Source organism: Bacteroides sp. AM23-12 (assembly GCF_003434395.1).
GTDB lineage: Bacteria > Bacteroidota > Bacteroidia > Bacteroidales > Bacteroidaceae > Bacteroides > Bacteroides thetaiotaomicron.
This window is the reverse complement of record NZ_QTLF01000099.1, coordinates 1-1,037: the sequence shown is the minus strand read 5'-3', so window position 1 is coordinate 1,037 and position 1,037 is coordinate 1. Positions and strand designations below refer to the sequence as shown.

General features: G+C 44.1%; 1 protein-coding gene. It reads right to left on the bottom strand.

The genetic code is table 11. The features are described 5' to 3' along the window. Positions 1-801 precede the first annotated feature (801 nt). Positions 802-1,037 (bottom strand): hypothetical protein (locus DW640_RS23310; RefSeq protein WP_147326411.1); only part of this gene is annotated, 236 nt, incomplete at its 5' end.

Below are 1,037 nucleotides of genomic sequence, written 5' to 3'. Positions count from 1 at the left end.
GGGGTGGAGCGGTGGGAGGCGGTGCGGGGGGAGGTGATGTGTGAGGTGGCATGTGAGGGATGTGGGAGGTGATGTGTGAGGGGTGTGGGAGTTTTGGGATCAATCCGAGAAAAAAGGTTGTTTCCAGTTTGTTTCTTTCGAATGAAAAATGAATCCGAATGAAAAATGAATCAAACGGTAGTATCTTTATTGGGGGTGACTAAAAAGTCGATTCTATCTTTATTCTCCTCCTTCGGGAAGGAGGAGTGGTCGCAGACCGAGGTGGTAGGAAAAATAATGTTTATACCTATTTTTTTGTAAATGATAGGATTATGTATTCACCTACCACCTCCCCCTACGGGTACTCCTCCTTCCCGAAGGAGGAGATTTTAAGATACTATTGACTATCATTTAATTCAAAACTGTAAAGTATGAGCCAAAACTGGGTTTTCGGACTGCCCGAGTTTTGTCATGGAAATGATAAAAGTGTGACGGTTGTGTTGTAATATATTGAATTGCTTGTAAATATTTAATTTTATATTATTTGTCGAAGATTTTATTTGTATGGGTGTTTTTTCGTCCGAAAAAACTTCTTGCCTACGAAGGCTTTGCCCCTCGTCCCGTGATGTTAGTCAGATAACTGCTGACAAAGAATATTGTCGAAGGGGAATCGGCTCATTGCTTTTTCAGAAGATGATCGAAAGTAATAAGCACGATTCTGTTAAAATTATCAACAGTGATATCGGGTGTAGCTCAATGACTGCTTTCCTCCGGTCGAAAAACATCGGACCGGAGGGCAAGCAGTTTGAGATGATCAAAAAGTTATGAGTGCTGCGCTTCCTGCGCTTTTTTACTCAGCCATTCATAAAAATCGTATTGGGCACGGACAGCAGGGGTGCCGGATGCTCTTTTTTTGAATACGTTTTGCAGTTTGTCGTCTACCCAACAGGCTTTTTGGTTGTCAGCGAGCTGGATATGGAGCATTTCGATCAGACTGGCGCGCAGGTCAGGGTCGAGGATGGGGGTGACGGCTTCGATACGGCGGTAGAGGTTGCGGC